The organism is Nocardioides sp. (assembly GCF_044226765.1).
GTDB lineage: Bacteria > Actinomycetota > Actinomycetes > Propionibacteriales > Nocardioidaceae > Nocardioides.
This window is the reverse complement of sequence record NZ_JBGAGJ010000001.1, coordinates 350525-369125: the sequence shown is the minus strand read 5'-3', so window position 1 is coordinate 369125 and position 18601 is coordinate 350525. Positions and strand designations below refer to the sequence as shown.

The 18601-nt window shown below is 72.0% G+C and carries 14 protein-coding genes; 9 read left to right on the top strand and 5 right to left on the bottom strand.

Features of this window, described 5'->3' with window-relative positions:
• The first annotated feature begins 159 nt into the window (after positions 1–159).
• Entirely contained in the window at positions 160–6324 is a 6165-nt protein-coding gene (locus tag ACILRH_RS01720) for an isopeptide-forming domain-containing fimbrial protein (RefSeq protein ID WP_395690404.1), read from the top strand.
• Positions 6325–6527: 203 nt separating this feature from the next.
• On the opposite strand, the gene ACILRH_RS01715 is transcribed toward ACILRH_RS01720, so the two are convergent.
• A complete protein-coding gene (locus tag ACILRH_RS01715) occupies positions 6528–7004 on the bottom strand; it encodes an SRPBCC family protein (protein WP_395690403.1) in 477 nt (158 codons plus the stop codon).
• A gap of 127 nt (positions 7005–7131) precedes the next feature.
• On the opposite strand from ACILRH_RS01715, the gene ACILRH_RS01710 reads away from it, so the two are divergent.
• On the top strand, positions 7132–7293 hold the full coding sequence (locus ACILRH_RS01710; protein WP_395690402.1) for a hypothetical protein: 162 nt from the start codon (positions 7132–7134) through the stop codon (positions 7291–7293).
• Here ACILRH_RS01710 and ACILRH_RS01705 read toward each other — a convergent pair.
• Complete coding sequence (locus tag ACILRH_RS01705; RefSeq protein WP_395690401.1) at positions 7283–7930, bottom strand: hypothetical protein; 648 nt, start codon at positions 7928–7930, stop codon at positions 7283–7285. The genes ACILRH_RS01710 and ACILRH_RS01705 overlap by 11 nt on opposite strands.
• Positions 7931–7979: 49 nt before the next feature.
• Complete coding sequence (cls, locus tag ACILRH_RS01700) at positions 7980–9470, bottom strand: cardiolipin synthase (RefSeq protein ID WP_395690400.1); 1491 nt, start codon at positions 9468–9470, stop codon at positions 7980–7982.
• A gap of 88 nt (positions 9471–9558) precedes the next feature.
• Here cls and ACILRH_RS01695 point away from each other — a divergent pair, with 88 nt between their 5' ends.
• Positions 9559–10704, top strand: coding sequence for an AI-2E family transporter (locus ACILRH_RS01695; RefSeq protein ID WP_395690399.1), 1146 nt, complete (start codon positions 9559–9561; stop codon positions 10702–10704).
• Here ACILRH_RS01695 and ACILRH_RS01690 read toward each other — a convergent pair.
• Entirely contained in the window at positions 10688–10888 is a 201-nt protein-coding gene (locus ACILRH_RS01690) for a hypothetical protein (RefSeq protein ID WP_395690398.1), read from the bottom strand. The genes ACILRH_RS01695 and ACILRH_RS01690 overlap by 17 nt on opposite strands.
• A gap of 166 nt (positions 10889–11054) precedes the next feature.
• On the opposite strand from ACILRH_RS01690, the gene ACILRH_RS01685 reads away from it, so the two are divergent.
• From ACILRH_RS01685 to ACILRH_RS01660, 6 genes are all read left to right on the top strand, one after another.
• Positions 11055–11543: a DUF1269 domain-containing protein gene (locus tag ACILRH_RS01685; RefSeq protein ID WP_395690397.1), complete on the top strand. Its 489-nt coding sequence runs from the start codon at positions 11055–11057 to the stop codon at positions 11541–11543.
• 27 nt (positions 11544–11570) lie between these two features.
• A complete protein-coding gene (locus ACILRH_RS01680; RefSeq protein ID WP_395690396.1) occupies positions 11571–12080 on the top strand; it encodes a DUF1269 domain-containing protein in 510 nt (169 codons plus the stop codon).
• Between the two features lie 68 nt (positions 12081–12148).
• Positions 12149–12562: a hypothetical protein gene (locus tag ACILRH_RS01675; protein ID WP_395690395.1), complete on the top strand. Its 414-nt coding sequence runs from the start codon at positions 12149–12151 to the stop codon at positions 12560–12562.
• Between the two features lie 197 nt (positions 12563–12759).
• Positions 12760–15246: a LuxR C-terminal-related transcriptional regulator gene (locus tag ACILRH_RS01670; protein WP_395690394.1), complete on the top strand. Its 2487-nt coding sequence runs from the start codon at positions 12760–12762 to the stop codon at positions 15244–15246.
• A 318-nt stretch (positions 15247–15564) separates the two neighbouring features.
• Positions 15565–16149 carry an HdeD family acid-resistance protein gene (locus tag ACILRH_RS01665; protein ID WP_395690393.1) on the top strand — a complete coding sequence of 195 codons (585 nt, stop codon included), beginning with the start codon at positions 15565–15567 and terminating at the stop codon, positions 16147–16149.
• 7 nt (positions 16150–16156) lie between these two features.
• Positions 16157–17653 (top strand): hypothetical protein, encoded by a 1497-nt coding sequence (locus ACILRH_RS01660; protein ID WP_395690392.1) that lies wholly within the window; start codon positions 16157–16159, stop codon positions 17651–17653.
• Here the strand turns inward: ACILRH_RS01660 and ACILRH_RS01655 are convergent.
• Positions 17577–18500: a YhjD/YihY/BrkB family envelope integrity protein gene (locus tag ACILRH_RS01655; protein ID WP_395690391.1), complete on the bottom strand. Its 924-nt coding sequence runs from the start codon at positions 18498–18500 to the stop codon at positions 17577–17579. The two genes, ACILRH_RS01660 and ACILRH_RS01655, sit on opposite strands and share 77 nt — an antisense overlap.
• Positions 18501–18601 lie beyond the last annotated feature (101 nt).

Sequence of the window (18601 nt, the reverse complement as noted above, 5' to 3'; positions counted from 1 at the left end):
CCCGGTCTGGACCAGGGGGCTCCACCCTGCGGTTTCGGGTGGTACCCGGCGCGCTTCCTTGACAAGATCAGGCGCTGGGGGTCTCTGCGCTCGGGGGAGCGGCCGTACCGGTGTCCTCACCGCCATCAGTCGATGGCACACGACCGCTGGGGGGCGATCATGCTCAGTACGACGCGCGCGCGACACCGTCGCGGGATCACCAGGCTGACGGCCGCGCCGGGGCTGGTGCCCACGGTCGTGCTGGCCCTGGTCGCGGGGATGCTCGGACTCGTCGGCGTGGCGCTCGTCGCCGCGCCCGCCCAGGCCGCGGGCACACCGGACCTCGACCTCAGTGGAGGTCCGGCGACCTCGGTCCTCTACGGCAAGACCGTCCCGGTCGACCTGGTCGCCGCGCTGCCCGCCGGCGCCCCCAAGGGCTACAACCTGGCCTACCGCGTCGTGCTGCCCGCGGGTGTGTCGTACGTCGGCGGATCGGCCGGCAACGACGGTGAGCCGACCGTCTACACCAACGCCCCCAGCAGCGGGAAGACCACCCTGGTCTGGCCGAACGTCGACGACCTGGTCGCCAGCTCGTCGCACACCCTGAGCTTCCAGGTCGACTACACGAGGTCGACCGCCACCCCCGGCTCGAAGTACGACGTGGGCGACACGATCGCGATCGACTCCGGCGCCTACATCTCGACCGACCCCCGCGACGAGACCGACTTCGACTCCCTCGGCCAGGCGCAGCCCGGTCCGGACTCCTACACCGGCTCCGACACCCTCTCCACGTCCACGAGCCTGACCGCGATCCAGATCCGCAAGAGCGAGCCGCACCCCGAGGGCGAGATCCCGCGGGGCGTCCACGACCACCACGCGATCTACACGCTGACCGTCACCAACAACGACGTGAACCCCACCAACGGCGTGCAGGTCGACGACTACATCCCGGCGGGCCTGGAGTTCCTCGGCTGCGCCGGCACCACCGACCACACCACCGACGCCCCGACCAACCCGGGCTCGGCGCAGGAGTACCCCGGCTCCGGCCCGATCGTCGTCACCCACCCGACCCTCGCCGAGGACTGCGTGGTCCCCGACGTCGTCGAGACCGTGGACACCGACCCCGACGGCTCCGGCCCCCTCCCCAGCGGGGTGTACACGCACGTGCGGTGGACGAACGTCGGCGACTTCGCGGCGAGCCAGGTCCGCCGGATCAGCTACGCCACCGGCATCCCGATCCGCGAGAACACGATGACGTGGAGCGGTGCCACGCCGGGCACCACCGGCGCGCAGGCGTCGAACCTGGACAACAACTCCGGCCCCGAGACCTACGACGAGCAGCCGCTGCTCAACGGCGCCGTCGCGCAGGGCACCTACCAGTCGAAGGTGAAGGCCCCCTTCACCGTCTCCGACGAGGGCACGCTGCTGCGCACCGCCGAGGACATCGCGATCCAGAAGTCCAACAACCTGGCGACGCTCAACCAGGGTGACCTGACCAAGTGGACCGTCGACGTGCAGGTCTCGGAGTACCGCTACGTCACCGACCTGGTCATCCACGACGTCTCGCCGAACGGGCTGTGCCCGCTGGGCGCCACCAACCTCACGCACGACCCGACCGCCCAGGACGCCGAGTGCGACCCGGTGGCCGGCAAGGACCCGAGCTCGCCGTACACGACCGTCGAGGAGCAGGGCAACGGCACCTTCGACATGACGTGGGACAAGTCGACGTTCCCGTCCTTGGCCAAGATCCAGCCCAGCGACACCCGGCAGCTGACCTTCTGGACGCGCACGCGGACGAACTACCAGGGCGGCTTCCAGAACACGACGCCGGTGCTCTCCCGCGACGCGGTGCACAACGACATCGACACCCACGGCGAGGACTGGATCCGCTGCACCGCGCCGAACTCGCCCGACTGCCAGCCCGGCTCCGGCACCAAGATCGACGCCGACGAGGCCGACGGCACCACCGACTACGACGTCTCCGGCTCCGGCAAGGCCGCGACCGGCCCGACGATCCTCAAGACCGTCGCCGACGTCTACCCCGGCTCCGGCGACTGCAACGACGCGACCTACGGCAAGACCGTGCCGCTCTACGGCCCCGGCGACTTCGTCTGCTGGAAGCTGCGCCTGGACTTCCCCGACAACCTCGACACCACCAGCCAGGACGTCTTCGACATCCTGCCCAGCGGGGTCGACTACGTGCCGGGCACCTGGCAGACGACCGCGGCGAACGACGTCCCGGTCGGCGCGATCGACACGAGCACGGCCGGCCGCCTGAGCTGGCCGATCGGTGGCGGCGGCTCCGACGTCGACGCCGGTGGGCGCACCTTCGAGGTCACCATCAAGACCACCGTCGGCCCGCCGACCGGTCACCACTCCGGCGACGTCGAGGGCAACCTGCAGAAGTTCTCCTACGAGAACACCCCGGGCACGGCGTTCACGCTGCGCGACCGCACCGACTTCCAGCTCAAGATGCCCCAGCTCGCGCTGGTCAAGGGCGTCAAGCAGGTCGACGGCGGCACGGTCTTCGGCCCGAACTCCGACCACAAGGAGGTCCAGGGCGGCTCGCTGGTCACCTACCGCGTCGACGTCTCCAACACCGGCCTGGCCCCGGCCGAGGACGCCCGGGTCTGGGACGTCCTCCCCAGCGGCATCGCGTGCAGCGACCTCGTCGTCGGCAGCATCTCCGACGGCGGCACCTGCAACGCCGGCGCCAACCGCATCGAGTGGAGCGGCATCGACATCGGTGTCGCGGCCGCCACCACGCTGACCTACCAGGTGACGGTGCCGACCGGCGTCAGCCCGGCCCAGAGCTTCGTCAACACCGCCGGCGTCGTCGAGTACGAGTACGTCGGCAACCACGGCCAGCACGTCTCGCTGGTGCCGGGCAACTCGACGGTCAAGGACCCGTTGCTGACCCCGAACACCGTGGCGGCCCAGGACGTCTCGGACATCTACACCGACGCGGCGGCGGTCGCCAAGACCCGCACCACCTCGGTCACCGAGACCGGCAACGCCGCGTCGAACCAGGCCACCATCGGCGAGCGGATCGACTACACCGTCACGACGACGATCCCGAAGGGCACCACCATCTACGGGAGCCCGACCGTCGTCGACCCGATCAACGCCCAGCAGCAGCTGGTGCCGGGCAGCATCTGCTCCCCGGCGTGCACCCTGGACGGCAACCCGCTGCCGGGAGACATCTCGGTGACCGAGTCGCCCACCGGCACCGTCACGGCCACGTTCCCGACCTCGTGGACCGCTCCGGCGGGCCACGACGCCGTGCTGGTCCTGCACTTCAGCACGACCGTGCTGGACGTCAACGCCAACACCCGCGGCGCGACGATCTCCAACAAGGCGACGCTCACCTACACCGACCAGGCCGGCCACACCAAGACCCCGTCGAGCACCATCAGCACCACGGTGGTCGAGCCCAAGATCGGGCTCGGCAAGTCCCACACGCCGGGCGGCGCCGTCGCCGGTGACCAGATCCTGACCTACACGCTCGCCGTCTCCGCGGCCTCGGGCACCAACTACTCGCCCGCCCACGACGTGGTCGTGGTCGACACGCTGCCGGCCGGCACCGACCCCGTCGACGGCGTCGGCAACCCGGTCGCCGACGGCGGCACCGTGCCGGGCAACGGCGGCCTCTGGGACGCCACGGCCCGGACCATCACCTGGACCAAGGCCGGGGCACCGTCGCTCGCGAGCATCAACCCCGGCGGCTCGGTGAACCTCACCTACCAGGTCAAGGTGCAGCACGACCCGGTCGGCGGCACGTCGTACCCGAACGCAGCGGACGCGACCACGTCGAGCCTCGGCGGCGCGACCCCCGGCGTCCGGACCCCGACGTCGACCGCCTCGACCGCCGGTGACTACAAGGCGCACGCGACCGACACCGTGACCGTCAAGCTGCCGTCTCTCAGCAAGACGGTCACCCCCGACCCGACCACGATCGGGACCGCCGTCACCTGGCACGTCGCGGTGACCGTGCCCAAGCTGGTGCGCTACTACGACACCACCGTCGTGGACACCGTGCCGGACGGCCTGGTCGTCGACGGCTACGGCGCGATCACCTGCACCAGCGGCTGCCCCGGCACCGACCCCGCGGTCGCGACGATCCCGGTCGCGAACGGCGCGAGCGGCAAGCTCGTCGCCGCCTGGTACCTCGGCGACCTCGAGCCCGCGAACGCCAACCGGGTCTACGACCTGGTGCTGACGGGCCACGTCGCCGACACCTACCGCTCGGGTGGTGCGCCCGTCGTGGGCGGCACCACCCTGACGAACTCGGCGAGCATCAAGACCAACCGGACCGACAAGGTCACGACCAACCCCGGCACCGTGCCGGCGTCGTACGACGACACGGTCGGCCCGGCCACGGCGGCCACCCACGTCCGCGAGCCGAACCTGACCATCGACAAGTCCGCCAACAAGGGCCCGATCGTCAAGCCCGGTGAGTCGGTCACCTACACGGTCGTCGTCACGAACACCGGCAACTGGCCGGCGTACGACACGGTCGTCACCGACCAGCCCGACAGCGAGCTGACCAACGTCGTGCAGGCCGGCGGCGCGTCGTACCTCGTCGACGGCTGGACCGCCGGCGACCCCGACCTGAAGTGGGTCGTCCCCGGCCCGCTCGCCCCGGGCGACTCGGTGACGTTCACCTACACCGCCCAGGTCAAGGCCGCGGGCGTGGTGCAGCCGGACGCGCAGATCACCAACACCGCGGCGATCCCGGACTACTTCGGCGCACCGAAGGCCGAGCGCGACGCCGCGCCGGGCACCACCTGGCGCGACTACCACGGTCCGAACGACTCGGTGATCCTGACGGTCATCAAGTACGCCGACCTGTCGCTCACCAAGACCGCCGACCGGACCGAGGCCAACGGCGGTGACGTGATCACGTGGACGATCACCGTCACCAACAACGGGCTGTCGCCGGCGCAGAACGCGGTCGTCACCGACACGCTCCCCGGCCACTCGGTCCTGGTGTCCACGACGCCGGCCGGCCCGACCTGCGCGGTGGTGACCTCGACGCTCACCTGCTCCTACGCGTCGATCCCGTCGGGTGCGACCCGCACGATCATCGTCAAGACCCAGGTGATGGGCCTGCCGCCGGCGAACACCACGGTCCCCGAGCACACCCACCAGCTGACGATCTCCAAGGTCGAGCAGCCGCTGTCGATGACCGCCGGTCAGACGACGACGTACGACCTGGCCTGCCCGGGCAACGGCTACCTGGCCGACGGCTCGGTCGAGGTGATGCACGTCGACCAGGGCACCGGCACGGCGGCCGACGTCCACGTCCTGCGGGCCAGCTCGCTGACGCCGAACGCCTACCGGTTCGTGGTGCAGAACGGCACCACCGGCCAGGCGCAGGTCAAGCTCTTCGGCACCTGCCTGCCGCACGACACCGAGGTGACCTCGGGCCACAGCCACGGCCTGGACGTGAGCGGCCTGACGACCCAGGACACCGGCGTGATGACCGCCGGCCGGCACACGTTCGTCGTGCCGGTCAGCCCCGGCCACCACGCGATCGACCCGGGCTTCGAGACCACCGCCGGCTCGGTGCGACTCGTCGCCTCCGAGCCCGTCTCGGGCGGCTGGAGCTTCACCGTCGACGCGGCCGCGGCCTCACGGGCCACGCTGAGCCTGCGGGAGCTCGGCGACAACACGCTGCCGGCCGCGCCCTCGCAGCACAAGCACGCGCTGTCGTTCCAGCACGTGGTGCGCACCGTGTCGCTGCCGCCGGGCGAGAGCGTCCAGCGGGTCACCTGCCCCGACGGCTCCAAGGGCGTCGTGGCCACCTACGACCTGCCCCCGGGCGTCTACCCGCTCGGCAACGAGCCGCAGCCGATCAACCGTGACTTCCGGCTGCTCAACACCAACGCCGGGAACGTCGACGTGACCCTCGACCTCGAGTGCGTCGGTGTGCGGACCGGTCCGGCGCTGGACGAGGACTTCACGATCACCAACGCCGCGTCGGTGCTGTCGTCGACCTACGACCCGGACCCGGGCAACAACGCCGACTCCGCCTCGGTGCACGCGACGATCAGCGCGGGCACCGGCGACCAGGTCGTCCCGCTCCCGGCCACCCTCGCGGTGAGCCCGAGCGGGGCGGCGGCGTCGGTCGCCGTGCGGTGCGGCAGCGGCTCCCGGGTGTGCCGCGGCAGCCTGGAGCTCACCGCGACGACCCCGGCGGCACAGCGGGTCGTGATCGGTACGGCGACGTACCGGCTCACGGCCGGGCACCGCGAGACCGTCCGGTTCCGGATCAAGGAGAAGTACCGCACCGCGCTGCGCCACCACCGGCTGCACGGCCTGCGCGTCCGCATCCGCTCCTGAGCCCCTCGGCCGGACGGCGCTCGGGCGCCCCGGCCGGCGGGTGCGTGGTGCCCGGGTGGATGAATCCCCGGTCAGCCGGGGAAACCTGACGTTGTCAGGGGTTGCAACCCCCGACAACGTCAGGAGATGCCCATCCGCTGGTGCTCGTGGGACCGATGGGACTGAGGAGGGCCCGATCCGAGCAGCCGGGTGCCCGGCCGGCGTCAGGCGACCTGCTCGGCGCCCAGGTGGTCGAGCAGGTTGCGCGAGAAGCGGTCGCCCATCTGGTCGATCACGCTGCCCATGGTGGCGCGGACGGCCGGTCCGGAGACGCGTGGGAGCGGCAGGTCCAGGGTGATCTCGAGCGAGGTCGACAGCCGGGTGCCGCCGGAGGCCTCCGCGAGGGCGTACCAGCCCTGCACGGCCGACCGCTCGCTGGCGCCCGCCGGGGGGTCGTGGCGGAAGTCGATCCGGTTCGGCTCGTCGTAGCTCATCTGCTCGGTGAACGCCGGGGCGATCCCGACGCCGAGGACCTTGAGCCCCGACATCTCCCAGCGCCAGTGCTCGCCGTGCTCGGTGATGCGGCGCACGAACGGCGTCAGCTCGGCCACCAGCCCCGGATCGGTCAGCACCTCCCAGATGGCGGAGCGCGGCGCGGCGACCACCGCCTCGGCGCGGGTCTCGGCAGAGAAGCGGGTCATGCCCGTCCCTACCCGATCAGACACCGACCGATGCGCATTCGTGATGTGGCGGGCGCAACCCCGGGAGCGGGTTTGGCGTCTAGACGGTCGGGGACCTACACCGAGAACCCCACATCAGGAGGAACCGATGTCACCGGCTGCGCTGATCCAGGTCGCGCTCTTCGCCTTCGTGCTGCTCGCTCCGGCCGGCATGGTGACCGTGCTCGTCGCGGGGATGACCCGCCAGACGGCGCGAGCCGCCGCCGAGACTCGCGACCTCCCGGTGGCACCGGTCGGCGTCAGCCGATGAGGCGCGCGCGCACCTCCGCCTGCTGCTGGTGACCCACCGGGTTCGCGTGCCCGTCGAGCAGCACCCGAACCGTCCGGTTCCCCAGGTCCAGCACGACCTCGCCGTCGTCGCGCTCGAGCACCTCCCCGCGCACCAGGTAGTCCTCGGCGACGATCCGGTCCAGGGCGACACCCGGCGGACCGCGTCGGACGTCCTCGAGCGCCAGAGCCTGGAGCGGCGGCCGGCCACGCCCACCGCGACGCACCACGAAGACGGCCGCGAGCACCAGCAGCAGGTCGGCGACGAGGGTCAGCACGAGCGGCACCCGGCTGGTCACCGCGCCGTCGACGGTGTACTCCGAGGGACGGTCCGTGAGCACCCGCACCGACACCTCGCCGCTGGCCATGGCGGCGTCGTACGTCCCCGGGTCGACCTCCGCGGTCCACGTCCTCCGATCGGGGTCGACCTCCTCGGGGAAGGTGAAGGACAGCCAGTGCTCGTCGCCGCCGACGACCTCGTGGCCCACGACGGCGGCGGTGACGTCGGTCCCCGAGGTCTGCACCCGGCGCTCGACCCAGGCGCTGTGCGCGAGCGGGAGGTTGACGAGCACCGCGAGGAGCAGCAGCGCGAGGGCCGCCCCACCACGGCTGCGGGTCACCGAGGGCCTCCCATGGGTCCCAGTATCGCGACCGTCGCCGGCGCCGAGGTCACTGCATGGTCGCGGTGAGCCGCATCAGGTTGTCCAGGTAGCGCTGGCCGCGGCTGCGCCCCAGCCACTCCTCGAGGGTCAGCTCGGTCGACAGGGCGCGGTAGGTGTCCTGGACCTTCGCCATCCTCGCGACCACGTCCGCGCCGGTCATCATCATGACGACCTCGTAGTTGAGGGCGAAGGACCGCATGTCCATGTTGCTGGAGCCGATCACGGCCACCCGGTCGTCGACCGTGAAGTGCTTGGCGTGCAGGACGAACGGCTCGGGGTACTGCCAGATCCGGACGCCGGCGCGCAGCAGGCCCTCGTAGTACGACCGCTGCGCGTGGGCGACCATGAACTGGTCGGCGGTCGCGCCGACGAACAGCTCGACCTCCACGCCGCGCTGGGCCGCGGTGGTCACGGCGTAGAGCAGCGAGTCGTCCGGCACGAAGTAGGGACTGGTCAGCGAGAGCCGACGCTCGGCGGAGTAGAGCATGCTGTTGAACAGCCGCAGGTTGTTCTCGCTCACGAATCCCGGCCCGCTGGGCACCACCTGGATGCCGACGTCGGTCAGGGCGCCGGGCCGGTCGCTGGGCCGGGGCGGGAGCACGGCGACGACGTCCTGGAGCCGCTCGCCGGTCTCAGCGAGCCAGTCGGTCGCGAAGACGACGTTGAGCTCCTGCACGACCGGGCCCTCGACCCGCGCCATCAGCTCCACCCAGGCGCGGCCGAGCTTCTGGTTCTTCGGCTTGTTGTAGCAGGCCTCGGTCAGGTTCTGGGACCCGCTGAACGCGACCCGTCCGTCGACGACCAGGATCTTGCGGTGGTTGCGCAGGTCGGGTCGTCGCCACTCGCCCTTCAGGGGCATGATCGGCAGCATCGGCGCCCACTGGATCTTGGTGCCCCGGAGCTTCTTCACGAAGTCCTTGTAGCCGGGGATGCCTCGCGACCCGAGGTGGTCGAAGAGGAACCGTACGTCGACGCCGCGCTCGGTCGCGCGGACCAGCTCGTCGAAGAACGGGCCGGTCACGTGGTCCCAGGCCGAGATGTAGAACTGGACGTGGACGTAGTGCTCGGCGGCCGCGACCTCCAGCCGCATCGCCTCGATCGACGCCTCGTAGTCGGGCAGCAGCTCCACGCTGTTGCCGAAGGACAGCGGCAGGGTGCCGAGCTCCTGGTTGAGGTGGGCGAAGCTCTGCACCAGCGGGGGCAGCTCGGCGCGCGCGATGTCGTCGCCGATGCGGTCGAGCTGGGCTGCGGCCATGATGGTGGCGTTGACCTCCGCCTGCTCGTCGCGGCGCTTGCGCCCCACCGAGGTGCGGCCGAGGAGGAGGAAGAGCAGGAACCCCAGCCACGGGATGATGTAGATCAGCAGCAGCCACGCCATCGCGGTCTGCGGCCGCCGGTTGCCGGGCAACACGCCGAGCGCGATGACGAAGATGACGATCGTGCCGAGCCCGAGGAACAGGGCGACCAGGGCGCCCAGCGAGGTCGCCCAGTCAGACATGGCGACCAGGCTAGGGACCGCCGCAGGCGCCGAGGTCACCCGACTCGGGTGAGCCCGTCGGGCGCGGCCCACCCGGACGATGGGACCCATGTCGACCGCGACGGAGCCGGCGCGCACCGGCGGCCTGCCCCGCGGCGTGCTCGTGCTCGTCGGGCTCGCCGCCGCCGTGGTCGTCGTGGCCGGGCTCAAGGCGGCCGGCAGCATCTTCGCGCCGCTGTTCCTCGCCCTCATCCTGACCGTCCTCGCGCACCCGCTGCGCCGGTGGCTGGACCGTGGGATGCCGAGCTGGGTCGCGTCGGCGATCTGCATCGCCGCGGTCTACCTGCTGCTGGTCGGCCTGGCGGTGGCCATGCTCGTCTCGATCGCGAAGTTCGGCTCGGTGCTGCCGAGCTACGCCGACCAGTTCCAGCAGCAGCTCGACAGCTTCATGTCGTGGCTGCACAAGGTGGGCGTCTCCGAGTCCGACATCAAGAAGGCCGAGTCGTCGTTCAACCTGTCGTCGCTCGGGGGCTTCTTCACCTCGCTGCTGAGCCAGCTCGCCGGCATCGTCTCGAACCTGTTCTTCATCTTCGCGCTGATCCTGTTCATGACCGTCGACGCGACGACGTTCCCGAAGAACCTCGAGCGGGCACGCGCGGTGAAGCCGGCCATCATCGACTCCCTGGAGGACTTCGCGCACGGCACCCGGCGCTACCTCGGGGTGGCCACCGTCTTCGGCCTGATCGTCGCGGTCCTCGACACGGGAGCGCTGCTGCTGCTCGGCGTGCCCCTCGCCTTCACCTGGGGCCTGCTGGCGTTCATCACCAACTACATCCCGAACATCGGCTTCGTGATCGGCCTGATCCCTCCGGCGATCATCGCGCTGCTCGAGGGCGGGCCCGGCCTGATGCTGGCCGTGATCGCGGTCTACTGCGTGCTGAACGTCGTCATCCAGTCCGTCATCCAGCCCAAGGTGGTCGGTGACGCCGTCGGGCTCTCGACGACGCTTAGCTTCTTCTCGCTGATCTTCTGGACGTGGGTGGTGGGCCCCCTGGGAGCCATCCTCGCGATCCCCCTCACCCTCTTCGCCAAGGCGCTGCTGGTCGACTCCGACTCGAGCATCGCCTGGCTGGGACCGTTGATCTCCAACACGCACGACGACACCGAGCCCGCCGCTCCGGATCCCGCTCCGGATCCCGCTCCGTCGCCGCCGGCGGAACCTCCGGCGGGACCAGCCGTCAGTCCGGGATCGTGACGACCTCGACGACCTCGATGCCCAGTGTGTTGAGCAGGTTGAGGACGCCCTGCAGCTCCTGCTGATCGGTCATCTCGCCGGTCAGCGTGGTGGTCGCGCGCTGGGTGCGGGTCACCAGGTGCGGGAAGGCGCCGGACAGCTCGTCGGAGAGCTCCGCGTCCACACGGATCATCATCCTGGTCATCGCCCCTGGTCCTCTCGCGTCGCCGCCGCCGCAGGCCCCGACGGTAGGCCGCCGCCTCCGCGAGCCGCCTCACCGGAAACGGGCGAGACGGCCCGACGTCGCCGGGCGCCGGGGATCACGCGGAACGGGTGACCCCACGGCGAGCCCGCCGAGGCACCCTGGCCGGGTGGCCACGTTGACGGTGTGGAGGTTCGACTCGACCGACGGTGCCGGCGAGGCATCAGACATCCTCGCCGACCTCGAGCGTGGCCACATCGTCGTGATCCAGGACGCCGCCACCGTCGAGTGGGAGGTCGGCAAGCGCAAGCCCCGGACCCGCCAGCTGACCAACACCGCGGTGGCGGGAGCGCTCGGCGGAGGCTTCTGGGGCCTGCTGTTCGGCCTCATCTTCTTCGTGCCACTGCTCGGCGCGGCGATCGGCGCCGCGACCGGCGCGATCACCGGCTCCCTCACCGACGTCGGGATCGACGACCGCTTCATCAACCAGGTCCGCGACCAGGTCACCCCCGGCACGTCCGCCCTCTTCCTGCTCACCAGCGACGCCGACGTCGAGCGCATCGCGGAGGCGTTCGTGGGCGGCCCCCGGGGCGAGCTGATCCACACCGACCTCACCGCGGAGCAGGAAGCAGCGCTCCGCGAGATCTTCTCCGACTAGCTCCTCCGACCCGAGGGACGAGACGCGATGCCGAACCTCACGATCTGGCGGTTCCCGACACCGCTCGGTGTCGACGCCGGCGAGCTGCGGCTCAAGCGCCTGGAGCAGCAGGGGGCGCTCACCGTCCACGACGCCGTGGCGGTCATCTGGATGCCCCGGGCCGACAAGCCCGTCGTCCGCCACCTGCGGCACCGCCGGTCCCGCAAGGCCGGCCAGGGCGCCCTGTGGGGCACCGTGCTCGGGACGCTGGTGCTGGCCCCGGTCGCCGGGGCCGCCGTCGGCGCGACGGCGGGGGCGCTGGTCGAGCAGCTGCGCCGCGGCGGGGTCGACGAGCAGACGATCCACGCTCTCTCCACCGCGCTCGTGCCGGGGACCTCGGCGCTCGTGCTGGTCGCGAGCGGCGCGGACCCCGACGTCGTCGGCCCGGAGATCACCGCCAGCGGCGCGACCCTGGTGCACGCCGAGGTGGACGACACGACCGCCGCCCGGCTCCAGGACCTGCTCGGCAGCACCGACGCCGACTCCCCGCCCTCCTGACCCGGCCGGACCGGGGTTCATCGGATTCGGGTGACCCGCCGGCCGGGGCCGGTGCCTAGCGTGCGGCCATGACGAACACCCCCCGCGAGGAGTTCGAGACCTCCACGAAGGGTCTGTGGGCCTGGGGCCTCGGTGCGTTCGCCGGCGTCGTCCTCGTGACGGTCGGCCTCTTCCAGGCGCTCGAGGGCCTCTCGGCCGTGCTCAAGGACGACGTGTACGTCGCCACCCACGACTACCTCTACTCGATCAGCCTCACCGGCTGGGGCTGGGTCCACCTCGTCGTCGGCGTCCTGGCCGTGCTCGTCGGCATCTGCGTGCTCTACGGCCAGACCTGGGCGCGCGCGGTCGGGGTGCTCCTCGCCGTGCTCTCCGCGGTCACCAACTTCGCCTTCATCCCCTACTACCCGTTCTGGGCCCTGCTGATCATCGCGGTCGACGTGGTGGTGATCTGGGCGCTCTCCACCCTCATCGTCAACGACTGAGCAGAGCAGCACACTCCTCCCATATCCGCGCGCCGCGGGCAGGTTCCGTGAGAGCCTGCCCTGGATGCGGTCGAGAAGGGGCCGGTCACGAGGGGGCGGTCACGAGGGGGCCGGGCCCCGGGGGAGGAGGCGCGATGCCCGCGCGACCCCACGGGCAAGCGGTGGCAGGGCACCTGCCACGGCTTCCGCGCGCCTACGTGCCACGCCATCGGCTGTGGGAGCGGCTCGACGGCGCGACCGAGGGGGCCGCGACGCTGCTGGTCGGCCCGGGCGGGTCGGGCAAGACCCTCGGTGTCGCCGGGTGGCTGCGGGAGACCGGCCGCGCCGAGAGCTCCACCTGGGTGCGCGCCGACGCCTCGCTCACCCCCGCCCGCCTCGCCGCTCAGCTGGATCCTGACCGGCTGCTGGTCCTCGACGACGCCCACGACCTGCCGATCGCGACGGTGCGCTCGCTCGACGAGCACCTCGAGCGCGACCCCGACTCCCTCAAGGTCCTGCTGCTCTCCCGCTGGGACCTGCCCTTCACCCGGCTCTCGGCCGAGCTCCTGGGCCAGTACTCCGTGCTGCGCGGTGAGCTGCTGCGTCTCGACGAGGAGGAGTCGGCCGCCCTGGTGGCCGCCCACGTCCCGTCGCACGCCGCGGAGGTGTCCCGGGTCATCGCCGGACGCACCCAGGGCTGGTGCGCCGCGGTGGTGATGACGGCCCGCGCCGTCGCGGCGTCGACAGACCCCGTGACCGTGGCCCGCCGCTACACCGAGGAGGGCGCCACCGTCGCCGACCGGGTCGCCAGCGAGGTCTTCGCCACCCTCCAGCCCCGGCAGCGGCACCTGCTGCTCTGCGTGGCGTCGGAGCCCGTCGTCACTCCCGACCTCGCCGTCCACCTCACCCACGACCAGCGCGCCGGCGAGGCGCTCGCCGAGCTCGAGGCCATGGGCCTGCTGGTCACCCGGCTCCCCGACGTCGCTGGAGCGCAGTACGCCATCCACCCGCTGCTCGCCGAGGTCGTCCGCCGTCGTACGGCAGCTGGAGGAGTCGACGTGCTCCGCGCGGCCGCCACGGTGCAGCGGGCGGTCCGGCTCGACGTCGCGCGCGGGGAGACCACCGACGCCTTCCGACGCCTGGTGGCCATCGGTGACCACACGGGTGCCGCCGACCTGCTCGGGACCTCGGGTCCCAGGCTGGTGCTGCGGGGGCACGGCGCCGGCATCCACGGCTGGGCCGTGAGCCACCCGTCGGCGGTGGACGTCGCGCCCGCGTCCTGGTTCGCCCTGGCTCTCGAGCGCTGGGAGTCCGACGCCCTCGGAGCCGCCCGGCACTGGCTCGACCGGATCGTGGCCGACCCGTTGCCCGACCAGCCGTCCAGCCGGCTGCAGGTCGCGTGCGCGCGACTGATGCGCTCCCGGCTGCAGCTGGAGCCGCTGGACGAAGCGGTCGCGAACGGCGCCGCCGTCCTCGCCGACCACGGGCAGGAGGTCCCCGATCCGCTGGTCCCGCTCCTGACCTACGAGCAGGCCGTCACGCTGGGCTGGCTGGGAGCCCATGCCGAGGCCGCGCAGCTGCTCGAGACCGCCGCCGCCCTGGGACGTGCCCTGGACCTGCCGGCACTGGTGGCCGCCGTGCTGTCACACCTCGCCCTCACCCGGTTCACGCTGGGCGAGGAGGCCGCGGCCGCCGAGCTCGCCGCCGAGGTGCTCGCGGGGGCCGACGGGTCGACCTGGCCGTCGCTGCACGCCCGGGGTCGGGCGGTCGTGGTGCGCGACCTGGCCGCGATGAGCGACCTGCCCGCGCTGGGCCGCGAGCTGCCCCCGGAGACCGGGGCCGACGCCCCCGAGCACGCGGCCGACCCGACGACCAGGTTCTGGGGTCGGCTGCGGCGCTCCCGCCTGGAGCTCGCCGCCGGGTCCCTCTCCGGTGCCGAGCGGGTGCTCGCCCGGCCCATCGAGACGCCCGACCCGCCCGACCACCTGCGCGCCACGCTCGAGGTCGAGCACGGCCTGCACGCCACCCTGGCCGGTGACCATGCCCGGCTCGTCGAGGTGCGTGACCGCCTCGACCGGCTCGGGTACGCCGGCGAGGCCGCCCTCATCGCGGGGCTCGACGCCGACCTGCGGGGTGACCGCCGGGCCGCGGCCGCGCGGTTCGAGCGGGCCGCCGAGCAGTCCCGGCTGGCCCAGCCGCCGGTGGCGTCGATCGCGCTGGTGGCCAGCGGCCAGCTGCGCGACGAGCTGGGCGACCGGGACGCGGCCCGCGACCGGGTGCACCGCGCCCTCCTCGCGACCGAGGTGCGCCGCGCCGCGGCACCGTTCGTCGGCTGGACGCGGCACGGCACCGGGGTGCACGAGCTGCTGGACCGTCAGCGGCGCGCCCGGCCGACCCCGTGGGTCGAGGAGCTGGTCGACGCGACCGAGCACCTCCCCGGCCTCGCGGTGCGGTTCGGCCCGACCACCGCCGCCCCGGGCGAGCGGGTGACCCTCCCCGAGGGTGCCGTCGTCCCGGTGCTCAGCCCGCGGGAGCGCGACGTGCTCTACGAGCTGGCCCGCGGGTCGACGTACGCCGACATCGCCGCCAACCTGTTCGTCTCCGAGAACACCGTCAAGACCCACGTCTCGAGCCTCTACGGCAAGCTCTCGGTCAACCGGCGCAGCGCCGCCCTCGCCGCCGCCCGCAGCATGCACCTGCTCTGAGCACCGCCCGCCTCGAGCTTGCTCGGGGCGGGAGCCCGGTGCCCGGTCGAGCAGCGCCCGCGACCGACGTAGGAGGTCGCGACGGCGCGTGTCGAGACTCCGTCGCTCGGGCTCGCGGGGCTCACCGCAGTCTCATCATGGTCTGCAGGTGAACCCGCACCTCCCACGGCGGGCTCGCCGTGGGAGGTGCGGGTCCAGCACCGGACCGTGATGAACCTGTGGCTGGTTGGGGCGGCTGACCGGGTCGATCGGGCCAGTCCGGCAGTCCACCCGAATCGGGCGAGCCCGGGGCCCCGTGCGCGCCGACACCATGACCGCATGAGCTCCCCTGCCCAGTCGAGCACCCCCGTCCCGTCAGCCGTCCGGGCGCTGGCCGACCACTGGGGGCTGGTCCTCACCTACGGGTTGATCACGCTCGGGCTCGGGATCGCGCTGCTCGTGTGGCCGCAGGCCTCGCTGACGGTGTTCGCGGTGCTGCTCGCGATCCAGCTGATCGTGGTCGGCATCGTGCGGATCGTCCGGGCGGTCTCCACCGACCAGGCCGACGGCGCCGTGCGCGCCCTGGTCGGCCTGCTCGGCGGCCTCGCGCTCATCGTCGGGCTGCTCATCCTGCGTGACCCGCTCCAGTCCGTCGTCGTGCTGACGATGATCCTGGGCGCGTTCTGGGTGATCGCGGGGGTGATCGACATCCTCTCGGCCTTCGTCGGGAGCGACCGGCCCGGCCGTGGGTGGGACGTCCTCACCGGGGTGCTGAGCATCCTGTTCGGTGGGTTCCTCATCGTCGACACCCACATCTCCCTCAAGGTGCTCGTCGTCCTGGTGGGCATCTGGCTGGTCGTGGTGGGCGTGGTCGCCACCATCGCCGCCTTCCGTCTCCGCAACGCGCGGACCGAGGCCTGGTGAGGACGCCATGAGCGACACCGCGGGTAACCCCCCGAACGAGCAGGACGAGCAGCAGGACGCCCCGGAGGTCCCGGCCGAGGAGCAGCCGGCCGACACCGCTGCGGACACCGAGGACACCGCGCCCCTCGACACCGCGCCCCTCGACACCGAGGCCACGGCACCGGAGGGCGCCGAGGTGACGACCGAACTCGCCGAGGTCGAGGCGCTCAAGGCCGAGGTCGCCCGCTTGCGCGCCGAGATGCCCGCCGACGCTCCGGCCGCCCCCGAGCGCACCGGCTGGTGGCGCTCGGTCCTGGTGACGCTGCTGGTCATCGTGATCGCCGTGCTGACCCCCCTCGGCGTCGTCGCCCGCTGGGCGCACAACGAGGTGGCCGACACCGACCGCTACGTGCAGTCCGTCGCCCCGCTGGCCAGCGACCCGGCTGTGCAGGCCGCCATGACCAACCGGATCACCGACGAGATCGTCAGCCGGTTGCAGGTGCAGGCGGTCACCGACCAGGCGGTCCAGGCCCTCGCCGACCGCGGGCTGCCGCCGGTCGCCGCCAGCAGCCTCCAGGCACTCGGGACCCCGCTGGCCAACGCGATCGAGGGCTTCATCCACGACGCCGTCGCCAAGTTCGTCGCCTCGGACGCCTTCCAGACCGCCTGGGAGGACGCCAACCGGGAGGCGCACGCCCAGCTGGTCGCCGTCCTGACCGGCAAGGACACCGGCGCCGTCCAGGTCAACGGCGACACGGTGAGCGTCAACCTGGCCACGATCATCGACGCGGTCAAGCAGCAGCTCTCCGACCGCGGGTTCACCCTGGTCGACAAGCTGCCGGAGGTGAACGCCCAGTTCACCATCTTCCAGTCCGCCGACATCACCAAGGCGCAGAACGCCTTCCGGATCCTGAGCGCCGTGAACACCTGGCTGCCGATCCTGCTCCTCGTCCTCCTGGCGGTCGCCCTCGCGATCGCCCGGCACCGGCGCAGGACCCTGATCGCCACGATGATCGCCGTGGCCGCCTCGATGCTGCTGCTCGGCGTCGCGCTCAACACCTTCCGGATGGTCTACCTGGACGCGTTGCCGAGCGACGTCGACCACGCCGCCGCCGGCGCGATCTACGACACCCTCGTCTACTTCATCCGGCTCAACCTGCGCGCCATCTTGGTGCTGACCCTCGCGGTGGCGTTCATCGCCTGGGTGAGCGGTCCGGGCGGCGCCGCCGTCCGGGTGCGCCGAGGCACCTCGCGCGCGATCGGCTCGGTGCGCGAGGGGGGCGAACGGGTGGGGCTGGACACCGGGCAGTTCGGGGTGTTCCTGCACGTCAACAAGGCGGTCATCCGCGGCGCCGTCCTCGGCCTCGCGCTGCTGGCCTACGTGATGGCGGACCACCCGACCGGCCAGTTCACCTTCGTGGTGCTCATCATCGCCGCGGTCGTCCTGCTCATCGTGGAGCTCCTCTCCCGACCGCCCGCCGCGCCAGAGCCCAGCCCGACCGAGCTGTCGCCTCCGACGACCTGAGGATGTGGCCCACCGTCGGGTCCTCCGAGACGACCCGGCCCACCAGCGAGCTGCCGACCAGGATCGCGCCGAAGCCGATCATCCACGTCGAGATGGCCAGGATGACGCCGAGGGTGCCGAACTGCTCGGCGTTCTGCTCGACGTACGGCTGCATCACCAGGCCGGAGCTGCGGGCGTACAGCACCTGCAGGACGGAGGTCACGAGGGCGCCGAGCACCAGGTGGCTCCACGGGACCCGGCCGAAGAGCAGGACGCGTGAGGTGACCAGCCAGACGGCCGCGACGAGGAGCACCTGCAGCCCCAGCCGGGCCAGCACCGGCACCAGGCCGTCCGGGCCGCTGACCAGCCGCAGCACGCCGGAGACCGTCTGCACGCTGGCCAGCCACCCGAGCAGCCACAGGAAGCACCGGCGGGCACCGGAGACCCCGCCGACGTGCGGCACCTCCCAGACCCGCTCGTACATCCGCTGGATGGCCCGGGCGAAGCTGGTCGCCGACAGCAGGGTGATCACGATGCCGATGACGCCGGTCTGGGTCCGGACCTGGTCGATCGAGACGTCCCCCGCGATGGTCTCGTCCCCGGTCGACCCGAGCCCGGTGGCGTCGGCGAACTGGTGGACCCCGCTGCCCATCAGGTGGGGGAAGAACGCGACCAGGACCACGAACGTCGGGATCAGCGCCAGCAGCCCCTGCGCGGCGATGAGCATGCACCGGTCGATGAACTCGATGCGCACGAACTCGCTCACGAGCCGGCCGAGGACCGGGATCCGCTCGACCAGGTCCACCACCTGGTCGCGCCGGGTCCGGTACGTGCCCACGAGCCGCTCGCGCCGCGCGCGGACGTCCATGCGTGCCTGGCCCCTTGTCGTCGTCGGATCCGGCAGGATGGCACCAGGGTCGGTGGGGAGGGCGGTCCGCCGCTCACCCGTAGCGGGTGAAACCCCAGGAG

Coding starts and splice junctions, on each gene's coding strand:
- ACILRH_RS01680 (WP_395690396.1), top strand. CDS start 11,571: ATGCCGAACCTCACGATCTGGCGGTTCCCGACACCGCTCGGTGTCGAC.
- ACILRH_RS01715 (WP_395690403.1), bottom strand. CDS start 7,004: ATGACCCGCTTCTCTGCCGAGACCCGCGCCGAGGCGGTGGTCGCCGCG.
- ACILRH_RS01720 (WP_395690404.1), top strand. CDS start 160: ATGCTCAGTACGACGCGCGCGCGACACCGTCGCGGGATCACCAGGCTG.
- ACILRH_RS01695 (WP_395690399.1), top strand. CDS start 9,559: ATGTCGACCGCGACGGAGCCGGCGCGCACCGGCGGCCTGCCCCGCGGC.
- ACILRH_RS01710 (WP_395690402.1), top strand. CDS start 7,132: ATGTCACCGGCTGCGCTGATCCAGGTCGCGCTCTTCGCCTTCGTGCTG.
- ACILRH_RS01675 (WP_395690395.1), top strand. CDS start 12,149: ATGACGAACACCCCCCGCGAGGAGTTCGAGACCTCCACGAAGGGTCTG.
- ACILRH_RS01690 (WP_395690398.1), bottom strand. CDS start 10,888: ATGACCAGGATGATGATCCGTGTGGACGCGGAGCTCTCCGACGAGCTG.
- ACILRH_RS01665 (WP_395690393.1), top strand. CDS start 15,565: ATGAGCTCCCCTGCCCAGTCGAGCACCCCCGTCCCGTCAGCCGTCCGG.
- ACILRH_RS01655 (WP_395690391.1), bottom strand. CDS start 18,500: ATGGACGTCCGCGCGCGGCGCGAGCGGCTCGTGGGCACGTACCGGACC.
- cls (WP_395690400.1), bottom strand. CDS start 9,470: ATGTCTGACTGGGCGACCTCGCTGGGCGCCCTGGTCGCCCTGTTCCTC.
- ACILRH_RS01660 (WP_395690392.1), top strand. CDS start 16,157: ATGAGCGACACCGCGGGTAACCCCCCGAACGAGCAGGACGAGCAGCAG.